The following is a 15,376-nucleotide window of genomic DNA, read 5'->3' on the forward strand; positions in this document are numbered from 1 at the left end:
ATGGTCTCGGTGGAGGCCGCGTTCGCGATCGCCTCGATCGTCGCCGTCCTGGTCCTGGGGATCGGCGCGGTCCTGGCGATCGGCACGCATCTGCGATGCGTCGATGCGGCCCGGGAGACCGCACGCATCGCGGCGCAGGGAGACGCCACCGGCGCGCTCTCGGCGGGCCGATCGGTCGCGCCGGCCGGCGCCGAGATCTCGATCGGTGGGCGCGGCGATCGCGTGGTGGTCACCGTGCACGCGACGTCGCCGGTGCTGCCCGGCGTCGACCTCGGCGCCCAGGCGGTCGCGATTCGTGAGCCGGTCGCGCAGGACGCGTCGTGACCACGTGGCGTGCGCGGCTGCGCGATGAGCGGGGGATGGCCACCGTGTTGGGTGCGTGTGTGATCGCGGCAACGGTGGCCCTAATCGTGGGAGTGAGCTGGTTCGGTGCGGCCGTCGTCGCCCGTCATCGCGCCCAGTCAGCCGTGGATCTCGCGGCGCTGGCCGCGGCGCAGCGGTGGATCCTCGCCCTCGACGACCCCTGCGGTGCAGCTCGCGCCGTCGCCGGTGAGACGAAGGTGCGGATCACGCGGTGTCGCACCGACGGTGACGACGTGGTGGTCAGCGGGTCCGTCGATGTCGATCTCGGTCCGTTCGGCGTACGGACCGCGGTCGCCGACGCCCGCGCGGGACCGTCGGGATGATCAGCGGACGCCGCTGGAGTGGGCGGCGACCATGCGCATCGCCCCGATCGGACCGTGGTCCTGCAGATGGCATTTCGCGAGTTGGTAGGCCACCCGCAGGCACACGCTCGACGCGAGCCGGCCGAACACCTCGGTGTTCTCGAGGAACGCGCCGGGCCGGTCGTGATCGGCCCAGGCGAGACGCCGCAGATGGTCGGTGTCGGCGTCGATCATGGGGATCGTGTCGGCGTCGAGCACCGCGCACCAGGCCGCGAGCATGAGCGCGGCGTGGTCGATCGACGCCGCGGCCCGCAGGCGGTCGGCGATCACCGGCAGCACGAACTTCGGCACGCGATCGGAGGTGTTCACCATCTGACGGGCGAGGGTGTCGCGGATCGCGAGATTGGAGAACCGTTCGAGCAACTGCGTGATGTAGTCGTCGAGATCGACACCGGGCACCGGTCGCAGCGTCGGCAGCGCCTCGCGGCGCATGTACGAACCGACGAAGCCGCGGATGTCGGCATCGGCGAGGGCCTCGTGCACGTAGGTGTACCCGGCGAGCACCCCGAGATGGCTGAGCACCTGGTGCGAGGCGTTGAGCAGCCGCAACTTCATGTGCTCGTAGGGTTCGACGTCGTCGACGAGGACCACGCCGACGTCGTCGAACGGGGGCCGGCCGGCCGAGAAGGAGTCCTCGAGCACCCACTGGGCGAACGCCTCCGAGGCCACCGGCCATGCGTCGTCGACACCGAGTTCACGGCCGACCTGCGCGACGACGGCGTCGGTGGTGGCGGGGGTGATGCGGTCGACCATGGAGCTGGGGAAGGCGACGTTCTCGTCGATCCAGCGGGCGAGATCGGCGTCGTGGCGCGCCGCGAAACCGGTGACCGCGGCTCGGGCGACCCGGCCGTTGTGTTCGATGTTGTCGCACGACATGACGGTGAACGGCGCGAGGCCCGCGTCCCTGCGCATCCGCAGCGCGGCCACGATGAACCCGAACACACTGCGCGGGTCGTCGGGATGGTCGAGGTCGCGCAGGGTCAGCGCGTCGCGCGGGGCGAACTCGCCGGTGGTGTCGTCGACGCCGTAGCCGCCCTCGGTGATCGTCAACGACACGATCCGCGTACCCGGCGCGGTGAGCACGTCGAGCACGTCCCGTGGACGGTCGGGCGCGAAGATCATGTCGGCCACGGCGCCGATGACACGCGTGTCACGACGGCCGTCGGCATCGGTGGTCGCCAGCGTGTAGAGGTGATCCTGCGCGGCGAGGATGTCGGTGATCCGACGGTCGCCGGGGAGGACGCCGATCCCGCAGATGGCCCAGTCGGTGTGCCCCGCGGCGAGCAACCGGTCGACGAACATCGCCTCGTGGGCGCGGTGGAAACCGCCGACACCGAAATGGGCGATCCCGATCGTCAGCGCCGACGGATCGGTGATGTGGGAGGCGACGCCGACGTGGCCGGGGAGATCGCTCACGGTTGCGCGGTGCAGAGTCGGCATCAGATCACCTCCGGGGGTGTCGCTGTACAGAATCGAAGTATCGCAAATGGGATGCGGTGGCGCCCCGGTTTCGTGGTCGCGGGGCGCCACCGCAGTCTGATGGACGTCAGATCGTCATCAGCACGACGACTTGTAGACGTATTGCGCGCCCTCGCCGTCGAGCGTCTCCTTGGTGATCACGTGGAAACCGGTCGAGATGGTCTTCGTGACCGGCTTGTCGTCGATGGCGTTCATGGCCTGCTCGACGCCGTCGGTGCCGATGGTGCCCGGCTGCTGGGCGATCAGCGCCTGCACCACACCCTCGCGCAACTGCTTCACCTGCGCCGGGCCGGCGTCGAAGCCGACGATCTTCACCTGGTCCTGCTTACCGGCCTGGCGCACACCGGTGGCGGTGCCCTCGGCGGCGAAGGTGTTGGTGGCGAACACGCCCACGATGTCGGGGTCCTTGGCGAGCGCGGCGGTGACGAGCTTGGCCGCCTCGGCGGGATCGTTGTGGCTGTACTGCACCCCGAGGTAGGAGAACTTCGAGTCCTTGGCGACCGCACCCGAGAAGCCCGCGACACGGGCATCGGCGGTGGAGACACCCGGGTCGGTGGAGATGACGAGAACCTTGCCGCCCGAGGGGTTGAGCTGCTGGATGGCCGAGAACGCCTCGGCCCCGCCACCGGCGTTGTCCGACGAGATCGCCGAGACCGCGATCGAAGGATCGTTGATGGTGGTGTCGACGAGCACGATCTTGATGCCGGCGCGTTCGGCGGCGGCGAGCGGGGCCTGCATGGCGGCGACATCGGTCGGGGCGATGAGGATCGCGGCGGGTCGCGAGGCGACGACGGAGTCGACGATCGGCTTCTGCAGGGTGGGGTCGAACTTCGCGGGCCCCTGGACCTCGACCGAGGCGCCTGCCTTCTTGGCCGCGTCCTCGATGCCGCACTGCATGCTGATGTAGAACTCGTCGCCGCTGACGCCCTGGATGAAGGCGAGCTTGTTGCTGCCGCCGCCGGAGTCCGAGGAACACCCGGACAGCACAAGGGCCGAGGTGGAGAGAACGGCCAGGGCAGCAACGCTGATGCGTGAGATTGTCATGATGGCTTTCTTGTCAGATGACGCACGGGTGTGGCGTCGGGGAGAGTGAGGGAGCGGGAGACGTGGTCGGTCAGGGACTCTTCGACCAGAGCTTCTTCAGCGACGACGTCGACTGCCCGCGACTGGCGGCGGCTCGGCGACGCTGATCGAAGTAGACCGCGGCGATGAGGACGGCGCCGACGGCGACCTGCTGCCAGAACGGCTCGACACCGACGATCACGAAACCGTTGAGCAGCACGGCCGGGATGAACAGGCCCACCACCGTGCCGAACATGGTCCCGACACCGCCGAAGAGGCTGGTTCCGCCGATGACGACCGCGGCGATCACGTTGAGGTTGGTCTGCGACTGCCCCGCGATCGCGGTCGTGCCGTACTGCGACAGCGACAGGATGCCGGCCAGACCGGCCATCGCTCCCGACAGCGCGTAGATCCTGATGAGGTGGAGGTCGACCTTGATGCCGACCCGGCGGGCCGACTCCTCCTTCGAGCCGACCGCGAAGGTGTAGAGCCCGAACTTGGTGCGGTGCATCACGATACCGAAGATCACGACGGCCACGATGGCGATCACCGAGATCAGCGGCAGGGTGGTGGCGGGCAGGTTGCCGTAGCCGATGGTGTCGACCAGGACCGGGGGTACGTCGCGGATGTCGACGCCGCCGGTGATGACCTGGGACAGACCCAGTGCGCCGCTGAGCGTTCCGAGGGTGACGATCAGGGGCGGGACCTTGGCCTTGCCGATGAGGATGCCGTTGAGCAATCCCCATGCGAGACCGCACGCGACGGCGACGAGGATGCCGATCGTGGCGACCCCCCAGCCGTCACCGCCGATGGCGCGCATCGTCTTCGCGGCGACGACACCGGAGAACACCAGCACCGAACCGACCGAGAGGTCGATGCCGCTGGTGACGATCACGAACGTCATGCCGATGCCGAGGACGGCGAGGATCGAGACGTTCTGGATGATCTGGCGGAAGTTGCCCCACTCGGGGAAGCTCTCGGGCGCCATGATCGAGAAGACCAGGCAGATCGCGACGAGCACCAGGACGATCTGGATCATCTGTACGCGAGCGAGTTTCGACATCGCGCCGACGAGGTCGAACCCACGGTGCTCGGGCTCGTTCTTCTTCGGCGGGGTGACGCCGGCGGGCGGGGTCATGGTCTGGTTGCTCATCAGGATGCTCCGACGGTCGCGCCGGTCATCGCACCGACGAGTTGTTCCATGGTCGTGTTCTTGGCGTCGAACGTCGCGACGCGATGTCCCATCCGCAGCACCTGCACGCGGTCGGCGACCTCGATGACGTGGGGCATCGAGTGGCTGATGAAGACCACGCCGACACCCTTGTCGGCCACGCGGCGGATGGTGTCGAGGACGTTGCGGGTCTGCACCACACCCAGTGCGGCGGTGGGCTCGTCGAGGAAGACGACGCCCTTGGCCCAGGCGACGGCGCGGGCGATCGCGACGGCCTGCTGCTGACCACCCGACATCGAGCCCACCGGGTCGGTCAGGCTGCGCACCGTCGCGCCGAGGTCGTCCAACGCCTCCTGCGACTGCCTGCGCATCTCGGCGGTGTTCAGGAAACCGAACTTCCCGAGCAGGCCCGGTGCCGGCAGTTCCCGACCCAGGAACATGTTCTGCGCGGCGTTGAGATGCGGGGCCAACGCGAGATCCTGGAACACCGTCTCGATACCGAGATCGGCTGCGGCGGTGGGGCTGTTCAGATCGACCGGCGTGCCGTCGAAGAGGATCTCGCCGGAGTCGAGGGCGAGGCTGCCCGAGAGCGCCTTCACCAGAGTCGACTTGCCGGCGCCGTTGTCGCCGATCAACGCGACCACCTCGCCGGCGTGGACCTCGAAGTCGGCGTCGTCGAGCGCACGCACGTTGCCGAAGCTGCGCGACAGGCCGCGGGCCTGCAGTATCGGCGTGCGGCCGGGGGACGGTTCTGCCATGGGTGGCTCCTTGTGATCGGACGGGTCGGTGTGGTGGTCGGGTGGGGGAGGGCCCGGCATCAGCCGGGCGGCACGTCGAGGGCGACGCACGGCACCGAACCCTGTGCGTCGGGCACCGTGACGGCGAGGTCGGCGCGGTGGCGGGTCGCGGTGATCACCGCGGCGTTGCGCATGTCGACCTCCTCGGTCCACCGCAACGCGTCGTCGTGTGAGCGGCCGTGGTGCTCGTGGCGACGGACGAGCCGTGCGGCGCGGACGTCGGCGGCGGCGTCGAGGAACCAGACCTCGTCGAGCACCCCGCGCACCTCCTCCCAGCCGCCGCGGTCGAGCAGGAGATAGTTGCCCTCGGTGACCACCAGCGGTGTCGTGCGCGCGATGGGGACGGCCGAGCCGATCGACTCCTCGATCGCGCGCTCGAATCGAGGTGCGTAGACGAGATCGGCGCTCTGCGAACGCAACCGACGAAGGAGCGCGACGTAACCGTCGACGTCGAAGGTGTCGGGTGCGCCCTTGCGGTCGCGCCGGTGCAGTCGTTCCAACTCCTCGTTGGCGAGGTGGAACGCGTCCATCCCGACGAGCACGGCGTCGCTGCCGAGGCGGGCGGCGAGCATGGCGCACAGCGTGGACTTGCCGACTCCGGGAGGTCCGGTGATGCCCAGGATCCGGCGCTCACCGGAGGCCACGAGAGAGCGGGCGCGGGCCGCGAGCTCGTCGACGAGCGCGGCGAGATCCGATGTGGCGGTTGCTCGCTCCACCTGGGTCACCTCCGCCACCGGCTGCATCGTCGCATCCCGTCCTCTCGCCTCGAACACGTCCGTCGGGTTCGATGCGGATCAGTGTGACCCACACCTCACCGGTTTGTCACGCGTTCGGAAGAAATTCATGACACCGATGACATGACAGTGTCGGCACGTGTCCACGACGACGGCGCCGGGACGACGGTTCGTGACACCGTGTCACGGCTCTGAACTGGGTTTAGACGATCAATTGCGCAAACGCGGGACGGCCAGGGCTGGTGTCGTCTACTGTCCATGACATCGATGACATGTGCGCCGCGATCCGTGAGTGATGACATCGATGACATGACAGAGACGAGAGGGAGGGTCGCGATGGCCGACTTCACCGGACAGACGATCCTGGTCACCGGAGCCAGCGGCGGCATCGGTGGCGCCACCGTGCGTCGACTGGTCGCCGACGGCGCCGGCGTCATCGCCTCGGGTCGGGAGATCGATGTGCTCGACAAACTCGCCGACGAGACCGGTGCGACGCCACTGGCGTTCGACCTGACCTCCGAGGACGAGATCCGTGACGCGCTGGCCGGTCTCGCGCTGGACGGCGTGGTGAACTGCGGCGGCTTCGGCGGCGAGATCGCCACCCCGCAGGACACCGACATCGACATCTTCGACAAGGTCATCTCCATCAACGCCCGGGGCACCCTGCTGGTCACCAAATACGTCGCTCCGGCGATGATCGCCGCCGGTAAAGGCTCGATCGTCAACGTGTCGAGCCAGGCGAGCCTGGTGGCCCTGCCCGGGCACATCTCCTACGGATCGTCGAAAGCGGCCGTGGACAACATCACTCGCGTCTCGGCTCTCGAGCTCGGGCCGCACGGCATCCGCGTCAACAGTGTGAACCCGACCGTGGTGATGACCGAGATGTCGGCGTTCTACTGGGGCCGGCCGGAGATCGAGGGCCCGTTCCTGGAGGCGATGCCGCTCGGGCGGTGGGCCACCGAGGACGAGATCGCGGGCCCCATCGCCTTCCTGCTCAGCGACGACGCGTCGATGATCTCGGGCGTCAGCCTGCCCATCGACGGTGGATACACCTGCCGCTGAGCGCGATGACCGGCAGGATGGCACTCGAGGAGGAGGTGGGGCCGTGACGACGATGCAGGATGTCGCCGCGCTCGCGCGCGTGAGCGCCAAGACGGTGTCGCGGGTCTACAACGACGACCCGCACGTCGATCCCGACACCCGCGCGCGGGTGACCGCGGCGCTGGAATCGTTGAACTACGTGCCGAACACGATCGCCACGTCGTTCCGCGCGGGTCACACCGCCGCGGTCGGGGTGGCCGTCCCCGACATCGCCGACCCGTTCTTCGCCTCCATCGCCCGGGCGATCGAGGACCGTGCGCGCCAGAACGACATGGCCGTGTTCATCACGAGCCTGGGCACCGACGGCGCCGCCGAACAGGGGCTGGTCGAGTCGCTGCTGCGCCGGCAGCTCAGCGGTCTGATCATCGCGCCGACCGGGGTCGATCACGAGTACCTCAAGCGGTGGATCGGGCGCACACCCACCGTCTTCGTCGACCGTGCCGCGAACGGCATCACCGCCGACAGCTTCGTCGACGACGATCACGGCGGGGCGGTGATCGCCACCGAACACCTGCTGGCGAAGGGGCATCGGCGCATAGCCTTCATCGGCGACAACTCCGACATCCCCACCACCCGCAACCGCCTCGCCGGGTACGGCGACGCACTCGCCGCGCGCGATCTCACGGTCGACGACGCGCTGGTGGTCACCGGTGTGATGGACCGAGGCGAGGCCGTCACGGCGCTCCGTGACCTGATGGCGCTCGAGGATCCGCCCACCGCGCTGTTCCTCTCGAACGCCCGCGTTGCCATGGACTGTGTGCCGGGGATCCAACTCCTGCGTCTCGACGACGTGGCCTTCGTCGGGTTCGGCGATTTCCCCCTGGCCGACGCGGTGTGCCCGCCGGTCACCGTGATCGATCAGAACCCCGCCGAACTCGGCCGCCAGGCCATCGAACGCATCCTCGGCCGCATCGAGCACCCCCAGCGTCGCTACCGTCGGCGCAACGTGCTCGACGTGGAACTGGTGGTGCGTGCATCGTGTTCGCCCGGTGCGGTGTCGGGTGCACGACCACATCGGCACTGAACCCGTGGGCGTCACCTCGGGACGAGTGCGAATCCCTCTCCACGCCTGACGATCTCGACCTGATCGAGGGCGTCGACCACGAGATCGGCCCCGGAATCGGTGAGGTCCACGGTGCCCCGTACGCCGAGCACCCGGCACCCCGCGGCGCGTCCCGCGGTGATGCCGGCGGGGGCGTCCTCCACCACCAGGCAGCGTCGCGGATCGACACCGAGTCGGCTCGCACCCAGCAGATAGGGCTCGGGATCGGGCTTTCCGTTCTCAACGTCGTCGGCAGTGATCACGATGTGGGGCGCGGAGATCGCGGCCGCGGCCATCCGCGCCCCCGCGACCGGTGGTGTGCCCGAGGTGACCACGGCCCAGGGCATGTCGTGCAGACCCGCGAGTATGTCGAGGGCGCCGGAGATCGCCGTCACGTCCGACACGTCCTCGGTCTCGAGGGCGATCAGTCGTGCGCCGGCCGCGGGTCCCACGTCCGGACCGAGGATCGCCGAGAGCCCCGCGGCGGCGGGCATGCCGTGTCCGATGGCGGAATCGTGCAGATCGAATCCGAACTCGTCGGCGACCCGTGACCAGCTGCGATGCACCGCCGCGGTGGAGTCGACCAGGGTGCCGTCGAGATCGAAGAGGACCGCGTCGAAGGTCTCGCCGAACAGCGCGGACGCCGCGTCGACCGGTGTGCGCACACCGAGGGCGCGCTGCACCCGGAAGACCTGTTGGTCGGTGGTCAGTGCGGCGTCGATGCCGATGACCTCCACGGCGACCTCGGCGGTCGGATCGACCTGCGGCCTTTGTCGATCGCGGTCGGCACCCCGGTGCGCACGGCGCGACTCGAGCAGTTCCGGTGTCCCGGTCAGGTGGATCACGGTCACCGACGCGGGCGCGACCGCGTCGACCAGTGCGCGCCATGCGTCGCCACCGCTGAGTTCGGCGGTGAACGGTGCGACGAGTATCGGACTCTGCCCCACGGCCACCAGATCGCCTGCGGCCGAACGCAGCACCGCATAGCGGGCGTCACGGACGGCGACGCGGTGGGGTCCGTCGGTGTTCCAGTGTCCGTCGACGCCGCGCAGCGGCAGTCGATCGAGCAGGGGATTGGTGAGCGTGTCGAGGTCGAGGATCGGACGTCCCAGCGCTGACGCCAGCGCCCGGCCGAGCGTCGTCTTCCCGCTGCCCGCGCTGCCGGCGATGGCGACGACCGCCTGCGATGTCCGGTCGGAGGGGGCAGGGGCTTGACAGGTGCGGTCCACGCTGTGGATCATACGAGACAACGTTGTCTCGCCGAAACCCCTCGGCGGTCGCGCACCAAGACAACGTTGTCAGGAGGAGAGCGCCGGTGGCGGATCGTGCCAGCATCAAAGACGTGGCGGCTCGCGCCGGGGTCAGTTTCAAGACCGTGTCGCGGGTGGTCAACGGGGTCGACACCGTGTTGCCCGAACTACGCGCACGCGTCGAGGCCGCCGTCGTCGAACTCGACTACGTCCCCAATTCCGCGGCGCGCTCGCTGAAATCGGGCGCGGGCAACGCGATCGGCATCGTCGTGGACTCCATCGACGACGTGTTCTTCGCCTCTCTGGTCCGCGAGATCGAGGACAGGGCACTCGAACTCGGGCTCGCGGTGATCGTGGGCAGCACGGGTTTCGATCCCGACCGCGAACGCGACCAGCTGATGCGGTTGGCGGGTCAGCACGTGCGCGGCATCATCCTCGCGCCGGTCGGCGACCACGGAGATTTCCTCCTCCCGCGCAAGTCCACCCTTCCGGTCGTCACCGTCGACCGCTCGGTGCCCGGGTTCGACTCGGTCACCGTCGACGACTACGCCGCGGCCACCGACGCCGTCGAACGTCTCGTCGCCGCCGGGCACCGCAGCCTCGCGCTGGTGGGACTCGACGAGCGACTGCAGACCGCGCGACGCAGGCGCGACGCCTTCGTCGACACCCTCGCCCGCCACGGCATCACCGCGCAGGAGCGGTTCATGCCCGAGGTGGCCCACCACGCCGACGCCGTCCGCCCGGTCGTCGATGCGCTTCTCACACAACCCGATCCGCCGACGGCGCTGTTCGTGTCCAATGCGCGTCACGCGACCTCGGTGGTCTCGGTGCTGCACGAACTCGACCGCACCGACGTCGCGATGATCTCGTTCGGCAGTTTCGGACTCGCCGAGGCCGTCGCGCCGTCCATCACGTGCATCGATCAGGACCCGCGCCACATCGGCGCGCTGGCGTTCGAGCGTCTCGTCGCCCGCTTCGACGACCCGGACGGTCAGGCGGTGGACCTGCGGGCCGACACACGCCTCATCGCCCGCGCCTCGGACACCCTCACGGTCGCCGGGGGCACGGCATGACCGCGCGCCTCGTCGCCGGCCTCGACCTCGGCAGCACCGGCGTGAAGATGCTCGTCGCCGAGGTCGACGGGACCGAGGTGCTCATCGAGTCGCGTCCCACACCGTGGCGCAACGGACCCGCGGGCACCACCGACATGGACGCGCCCGCTCTCGAGGCCGTCGTGGTCGACCTGATGACCGCGGTCGCCCGTCGACTGCCCGACGACACGCGCATCGAGGCCGTCGCCGTGTCCGGGATGGGGGAGACCGGCTTCCTGGTCGACACCGCAGGCACCGTGGTCGCACCCGCTTTCGCGTGGTTCGACCCCCGCGGTGCCGCCGAGATGGCCGCGCTCCCCGACCACCTGCGCCGCGACTTCCCCGCGCACACCGGTCTGCCGGTCGGCGCCCAGGTGTCGGCGGCGAAGATCGCCCATCTGCGCACCGAGGGGCTCGACCTCACCGGATTGCGCTGGTTCACCCTGCCGGAGTTCGTGGTCCGCATGCTCGGCGGCGCGGAGGTCGGCGAGTACTCGCTGGCGTCGCGGACCGGGCTGCTCGATCAGGACACCGGACGGCCGTGGACGGCGCTGCTCGACCATCTCGGGATCACCGACGACATCCTCCCGCCGCTCGTGGACGCCGGCACCGACCTCGGGGCCGCCGACACCGCATGGCTGCCGACCGCGTTCGCCGGAGCGCGACTCACGGTGGCCGGACACGACCACCTCGTGTCGGCCGAGGCCGGCGGAGCCATCCCGGACGACGGCTACCACGTGTCGATGGGCACCGCGGAGGTGCTGTTGCGGGTGCTCGACGAACCCCCGACGCCGCAGGCGCGCGCGCGGCTGGCCGAGCACCTGATCAACGCGGTGCGCCACGTGGTCCCCGGCAAACACGTGCTGGTGGCCGGGGTGAAGACCGGGCTGATCATGCGCCGCACGTTGCAGATGTTCGACATCTCCGACCGCGAGGGCCGCGATCGTCTCGACGAGCGTGTGTGCGCGTTGCCCCCGGACGCGCTCGCCGACGGCGGCATCGACGTGACCGGCGCCCGCAACGACGACGGCGTGCTGTCGGTGACCGTCCGCACCGACGGTGTCAGCTCGGCGGAGATCTTCGCCGCCGTGGTGGAGCACGGCAACGACGAGATCGTCCGGTTGATCGCCGCTCTCGACCGCGAGATCGCGCCCGCCCGATCGACGGTGCTGACCGGGGGATGGAGCGGGATGCGCTGCGTGCGCGACGCCCGAGCCCGCATCCTGCCCGAGGTAACGGTGTCGACGCGCAGCCAGGACACCGCCTACGGCGCAACCCGATTCGCCGCACGACTGCTCACTGCGGACTCCGTCGTGTGACCGCCAGAACCCGAATCGCAGAACCCGACAGCCCGCACCCCACACCCTGAACCCCACACCGAGGAGAGATCATCGTGAACGAACTGACCACCATCGAGAAGCGCGGCATGGCCGCGATCTCCACCGCCGAGGGCAACATGCTCATCGTCGCGGGCGACCAGCGCAACGGCATGAAGGCCGTCATGACCGACGCGCCCGACGGCCCCGGCTCGGTGACCGCACCCCAACTCGCCGACGCCAAGGCAGATCTCGTGCGACACCTCGGCAACCACGCGCCCGCGATCCTCCTCGACCCCGAGGTCGCGCTGCCCCGCATCGTCGACGACGGCACCCTCTCGCGCGACACGGCGCTCGTGGTCGGCATGGACGCGTCGGGGTTCGAGACCGTCGACGGTCTGCGCCACACCCGCTTCGTCGACGGCGTGACCCCGCGCACCGTGCGCGAGCTCGGTGGCGACGCCGCCAAGATGCTCTGGTACCTGCGCCCCGACCGCCAGGGACTCGATTCGGTTGCCGCCCAATCCATCCGCGACCTCACCGCCGCAGCCACCGCCGAGGGCGTCCTGCTCATCGTCGAGATCCTCACCTACCAGCTCGAGGGCGAGAGCGACGAGGACTACCGTGCCGCGTTCGGCACCCTCATCGCCGACTCGGCCCGGTTGTCGGTCGCGTGCGGCGCGAAGGTGCTCAAGTTGCAGTACCCCGGTTCGGCGCAGGCCTGTGCCGCGGTCACCGAGGCCGCGAACGGTGTGCCGTGGGCCGTGCTGTCGGCCGGCGTCGACCACGAGACGTTCGTCGAGCAGGTCCGGATCGCGGTCGACAACGGTGCCGGTGGTGCCATGGCCGGTCGGTCGCTGTGGAAGGACTCCATGGCGGTCTCGGCCGACACCCGCGCCGACCTGCTCACCCATCGGGCGCTGCCGCGCCTGCGCGAGCTCGCCGACGCCGTCGACCACCGCGTGCCGGTCCTCGCCTGATCCGTGGCTCGTACCGCGGCCGCGAGCACCGCGGCCGCGGTGAGACGGGACTACTGTGGGTCGCGATGAACATCGTGTGCAGTTGACAGCCCGGACGGCCGAGCACCCCCGGCCCGATTTCACGCTGCTCCATCTCAGCGACACCCACATCGTCGCCGAGGGGGTGCTCTACGACGACGTCGACAGCGGCCTGCGGTTGCGGGAGATCCTCGACGACATCGGCAGTTCGGGTATCCGGCCGGACGCCCTGGTGTTCAGCGGCGACCTCGTCGACCGCGGCGAGGCCACGGCATACGGCGCTCTGCGTGTCCTCGTGGAACCGATCGCCGCCGAGATCGGTGCCACGGTCGTCTGGGCGATGGGCAACCACGACGACCGTGCACAGTTCCGCAGCCACCTGCTCGACACCGAGCCGTCGAGTGCGCCGGTCGACCTGGTCCACGACATCGACGGTCTGCGGATCATCGTGCTCGACACCACGGTTCCCGGATACCACCACGGCGAGATCACCGACGCCCAGTTGGACTGGCTCGCCGGTGTTCTCGAGGTCCCGTCGACCTACGGGAGCATCCTCGTGATGCACCACCCGCCGATCCCCGCGGTGCTTGACCTCTCGGTGTTGGTCGAATTGTTCGATCAACACCGACTCGCCGAGGTGGTGCGCGGCAGCGACATCCGCACCATCCTGTCGGGGCACCTGCACCACTCGACCAGTGCGACCTTCGCCGGGATACCGGTGTCGGTGGTCTCGGCGACCAGCTACACCCAGGACCTCGCGATCTCGGTGGGGGCCATCCGCGGTCGTGACGGCGCGCAGTCGCACAACCTGGTGAGCGTGTACCCCGACACCGTCGTGCACTCGGTGGTCCCGATGCGTGGGCAGTCGGCGGTGGGCGAGGCCGTCAGCGCCGTCGACGTCCGTGCGCGGCTCATCGCCCACCAGGTCACGATCGGCGAGAGCGCCCGCAACCGACGTCGCGTCGCCGAGCGTGCGATTCAGCGACCGGGCGCGGCCGAACCGGTCATCGACGTCTCCCACTCGCATGCGATCGGGAAGTAGCGGTCGAGGAAGTCGGTCACCGTCGCGGTCCGCACGTCGAGATCGACCTCCGGGAAGCTGCCGTCGTTGAGGCAGAAGAAATCGACCGCCCGCTTAGGGAGGAGCTTGCCCATCGCCCGCAGTCCGGCGGCCGTGGTGGTGTCGATGTAGCGGACCTTCGCGCCCCGCTGCACCACGGCCTGGCCGGTCTGCAACGCGTAGTAGTGGTAGAGCGAATTGGTCACCGAGATGTTCTCGCTCGACCGGAACGCGCTGGCCGCGGTGGCGGCGAACTCCTCGGGGAACTCGCGTTCCATCTGGGCCATCACGCTCTTGCGCAGCGGGGTGGCCACGTGCTCGAGATGTCTGGTGGTGACCGAACCGAAGCGCCTCTTGAGGATCCGACGGTTCACGCGGGCGGCGTTCTCGAAGCCGCTGCGCTCGGAGTCGTTGTGACCCAGACCGATCCGGACCGCACCCTCGACGAACATGCTGACGCCGCCGGGGGAGAAGAACATGTCCGGTGACACCGGGCGGGCGAAGAACATGTCGTCGTTGGAGTAGAGGAAGTGTTCCGACAGCCCGGGGATGCGGTGCAGTTGCGACTCGACGGCCTGCGAGTTGTGGGTGGGGAGCACCGAGGTGTCGGCGAAGAACTCCTCGCTGCGCACGAAGGTCACGCGGGGGTCGTCAGCGAGCCATGCCGGTCGCGGCGAGTCGGTGGCGACGAAGATGCGTCGGATCCACGGCGCGTACATGTGCACCGACCGCAGAGCGTATTTCAGCTCGTCGATCTGGCGGAACCGCGCGGCCGAATCGTCACCGGAGCCCACCACGTAGTGCTTCATCCGCTTCGCGCGCTGCGCCTGGAACTCCGCCGAGGATCCGTCGACCCACGAGAACACGATGTCGATGTCGAAACCGATGTCGGAGGCGTGGGCGTCGAACATGTTCTCGATGGTCGGCCAGCTCAGGCCGTATCGCTCCACGGTTCCGTGGATCGCCTCGGCGGCCGGGATCGATCGTCTCGTGAGCGAATTGACCACCGGCGCACTGATCTCGGTCGCGGTGAACGACCACAGCTCGATCTGGACCGAACCGGATGTGCCGTAGTGCATCCCGCTCGTGGGCTCGACTCGCGGTCGGTGGATGCGCAGGATGCGGGCGTCGGCGATCTCCGACAGGGCGCCGGCGGCGATGAGACCCAGCCGGGACCCCTTGATGTCCATGGCCTTGGCGTAGAACGGTTCGCGCGCGCAGCCGACCGTGAGTGCGCTGCGCAGGTCGGGTCCGCGGGTCACGTCGACGGCCAGCACCGGCCGGTCGTCGTTGCCGCGCACCAACAGGTAGTCGATGTCGGCGGCGTCGAGGACGTCCCGGACGAAGAGCAGATCGGCGATCGTGGCCTCGAGCGGGGTGGTGATCACGTTGCGCAGTGCGAGGCGACCGCGGAACTCGACGATGTCGTCGCGGGTCCGAAGGCTTCGGGTGAGGCCGGAGGCGTTGTCCACCAACGGATGTGACGATCCCGTGGTGCGGGGAACGAGACGGAGGTCGGGGGTCGATGGTGACGAGGTGATGGCGATCCT

At 69.2% G+C, this 15,376-nt stretch carries 15 protein-coding genes; 8 read left to right on the top strand and 7 right to left on the bottom strand.

Annotated features, from left to right (window positions below; genetic code table 11):
* Together TU34_RS03890 and TU34_RS03895 are read left to right on the top strand one after the other, a co-directional pair.
* On the top strand, positions 1–324 hold the full coding sequence (locus TU34_RS03890; protein WP_045821512.1) for a TadE family type IV pilus minor pilin: 324 nt from the start codon (positions 1–3) through the stop codon (positions 322–324).
* On the top strand, positions 321–686 hold the full coding sequence (locus TU34_RS03895) for an Rv3654c family TadE-like protein (RefSeq protein ID WP_338062973.1): 366 nt from the start codon (positions 321–323) through the stop codon (positions 684–686). The genes TU34_RS03890 and TU34_RS03895 overlap by 4 nt, the downstream gene beginning before the upstream one ends.
* On the opposite strand, the gene TU34_RS03900 is transcribed toward TU34_RS03895, so the two are convergent.
* The 5 genes from TU34_RS03900 to TU34_RS03920 all read right to left on the bottom strand — a co-directional run bounded on the left by TU34_RS03900 (position 687) and on the right by TU34_RS03920 (position 5,950).
* Positions 687–2,165: a mannitol dehydrogenase family protein gene (locus TU34_RS03900; protein WP_045821513.1), complete on the bottom strand. Its 1,479-nt coding sequence runs from the start codon at positions 2,163–2,165 to the stop codon at positions 687–689. It abuts the gene before it with no gap.
* 117 nt (positions 2,166–2,282) lie between these two features.
* Positions 2,283–3,248, bottom strand: coding sequence for an ABC transporter substrate-binding protein (locus TU34_RS03905; protein ID WP_045821514.1), 966 nt, complete (start codon positions 3,246–3,248; stop codon positions 2,283–2,285).
* A gap of 70 nt (positions 3,249–3,318) precedes the next feature.
* Positions 3,319–4,419, bottom strand: coding sequence for an ABC transporter permease (locus tag TU34_RS03910; RefSeq protein WP_045821515.1), 1,101 nt, complete (start codon positions 4,417–4,419; stop codon positions 3,319–3,321).
* Positions 4,419–5,195 (bottom strand): ATP-binding cassette domain-containing protein, encoded by a 777-nt coding sequence (locus TU34_RS03915; protein ID WP_045821516.1) that lies wholly within the window; start codon positions 5,193–5,195, stop codon positions 4,419–4,421. Before TU34_RS03915 ends, TU34_RS03910 begins: the two co-directional genes overlap by 1 nt.
* Before the next feature lie 59 nt (positions 5,196–5,254).
* Complete coding sequence (locus TU34_RS03920) at positions 5,255–5,950, bottom strand: nucleoside/nucleotide kinase family protein (RefSeq protein ID WP_045821583.1); 696 nt, start codon at positions 5,948–5,950, stop codon at positions 5,255–5,257.
* Positions 5,951–6,304: 354 nt separating this feature from the next.
* On the opposite strand from TU34_RS03920, the gene TU34_RS03925 reads away from it, so the two are divergent.
* Both TU34_RS03925 and TU34_RS03930 read left to right on the top strand, forming a co-directional pair.
* Positions 6,305–7,030 (top strand): SDR family oxidoreductase, encoded by a 726-nt coding sequence (locus TU34_RS03925; RefSeq protein WP_045821517.1) that lies wholly within the window; start codon positions 6,305–6,307, stop codon positions 7,028–7,030.
* 52 nt (positions 7,031–7,082) lie between these two features.
* Positions 7,083–8,093, top strand: a complete 1,011-nt coding sequence (locus tag TU34_RS03930; RefSeq protein WP_238981160.1) for a LacI family DNA-binding transcriptional regulator — start codon at positions 7,083–7,085, stop codon at positions 8,091–8,093.
* Positions 8,094–8,104: 11 nt separating this feature from the next.
* Here the strand turns inward: TU34_RS03930 and TU34_RS22865 are convergent, their stop codons facing one another.
* Entirely contained in the window at positions 8,105–9,340 is a 1,236-nt protein-coding gene (locus TU34_RS22865; protein WP_160298503.1) for an HAD-IA family hydrolase, read from the bottom strand.
* Positions 9,341–9,426: 86 nt separating this feature from the next.
* Here TU34_RS22865 and TU34_RS23480 point away from each other — a divergent pair, with 86 nt between their 5' ends.
* The 4 genes from TU34_RS23480 (at position 9,427) to TU34_RS03955 (ending at position 13,808) form a co-directional block, all read left to right on the top strand.
* A complete protein-coding gene (locus tag TU34_RS23480; RefSeq protein ID WP_045821519.1) occupies positions 9,427–10,434 on the top strand; it encodes a LacI family DNA-binding transcriptional regulator in 1,008 nt (335 codons plus the stop codon).
* Positions 10,431–11,771: an FGGY-family carbohydrate kinase gene (locus tag TU34_RS03945; RefSeq protein WP_045821520.1), complete on the top strand. Its 1,341-nt coding sequence runs from the start codon at positions 10,431–10,433 to the stop codon at positions 11,769–11,771. Before TU34_RS23480 ends, TU34_RS03945 begins: the two co-directional genes overlap by 4 nt.
* Before the next feature lie 74 nt (positions 11,772–11,845).
* Positions 11,846–12,748, top strand: coding sequence for a tagatose-bisphosphate aldolase (locus TU34_RS03950; RefSeq protein ID WP_045821521.1), 903 nt, complete (start codon positions 11,846–11,848; stop codon positions 12,746–12,748).
* A gap of 82 nt (positions 12,749–12,830) precedes the next feature.
* Positions 12,831–13,808 (top strand): metallophosphoesterase, encoded by a 978-nt coding sequence (locus TU34_RS03955; protein ID WP_082079825.1) that lies wholly within the window; start codon positions 12,831–12,833, stop codon positions 13,806–13,808.
* Here the strand turns inward: TU34_RS03955 and TU34_RS03960 are convergent.
* A complete protein-coding gene (locus TU34_RS03960; protein ID WP_045821522.1) occupies positions 13,745–15,298 on the bottom strand; it encodes a stealth family protein in 1,554 nt (517 codons plus the stop codon). The two genes, TU34_RS03955 and TU34_RS03960, sit on opposite strands and share 64 nt — an antisense overlap.
* Positions 15,299–15,376: the final 78 nt, after the last annotated feature.

This window comes from Williamsia herbipolensis (genome assembly GCF_000964005.1).
GTDB lineage: Bacteria > Actinomycetota > Actinomycetes > Mycobacteriales > Mycobacteriaceae > Williamsia_A > Williamsia_A herbipolensis.

Coding starts and splice junctions, on each gene's coding strand:
- TU34_RS03925 (WP_045821517.1), top strand. CDS start 6,305: ATGGCCGACTTCACCGGACAGACGATCCTGGTCACCGGAGCCAGCGGC.
- TU34_RS03910 (WP_045821515.1), bottom strand. CDS start 4,419: ATGAGCAACCAGACCATGACCCCGCCCGCCGGCGTCACCCCGCCGAAG.
- TU34_RS03890 (WP_045821512.1), top strand. CDS start 1: ATGGTCTCGGTGGAGGCCGCGTTCGCGATCGCCTCGATCGTCGCCGTC.
- TU34_RS03945 (WP_045821520.1), top strand. CDS start 10,431: ATGACCGCGCGCCTCGTCGCCGGCCTCGACCTCGGCAGCACCGGCGTG.
- TU34_RS03905 (WP_045821514.1), bottom strand. CDS start 3,248: ATGACAATCTCACGCATCAGCGTTGCTGCCCTGGCCGTTCTCTCCACC.
- TU34_RS03900 (WP_045821513.1), bottom strand. CDS start 2,165: ATGCCGACTCTGCACCGCGCAACCGTGAGCGATCTCCCCGGCCACGTC.
- TU34_RS03915 (WP_045821516.1), bottom strand. CDS start 5,195: ATGGCAGAACCGTCCCCCGGCCGCACGCCGATACTGCAGGCCCGCGGC.
- TU34_RS03930 (WP_238981160.1), top strand. CDS start 7,083: ATGCAGGATGTCGCCGCGCTCGCGCGCGTGAGCGCCAAGACGGTGTCG.